The sequence below is a fragment of the Chloroflexota bacterium genome, assembly GCA_018648225.1.
Taxonomy (GTDB): Bacteria; Chloroflexota; Anaerolineae; order Anaerolineales; family UBA11858; genus NIOZ-UU35.
The window spans coordinates 1-392 of the sequence record JABGRQ010000137.1 but is presented as its reverse complement, the minus strand read 5'-3'; the positions used below and the strand labels follow the sequence as shown (position 1 = coordinate 392).

Genomic DNA, 392 nt, shown 5'->3' with positions numbered 1-392 from the left:
CGCCATGCCGGGCACAATTTTGTCGCAGTTAGGGATGCAGACCATGCCATCGAACTGGTGCGCCTGGATCATGGTTTCGACGCTATCGGCAATCAGTTCGCGCGAGGGCAGGCTGAACTTCATGCCCTGATGCCCCATCGCAATACCATCATCCACACCGATGGTATTGAACTCAAAGGGCACGCCACCCGCAGCACGCACGGCTTCTTTGATCTGGCGGCCAAACTCTTGCAAATGGACATGGCCGGGAACAATATCGATATAAGAATTAACAATGGCGATGAAGGGTTTATCAAAATCCCCATCTTTGACCACACCGGTGGCTTTCAACAAAGAGCGGTGGGGCGCTCGCTCGAAGCCTTTTTTAATGATGTCAGATCGCATAATTTCTC

General features: G+C 52.0%; 1 pseudogene (running past one end of the window). It reads right to left on the bottom strand.

From position 1 onward, the window contains the following. Positions 1 to 387: pseudogene (gene ilvD, locus HN413_13535) on the bottom strand (dihydroxy-acid dehydratase); it reaches 1,292 nt to the left of the window's first position. Positions 388 to 392 lie beyond the last annotated feature (5 nt).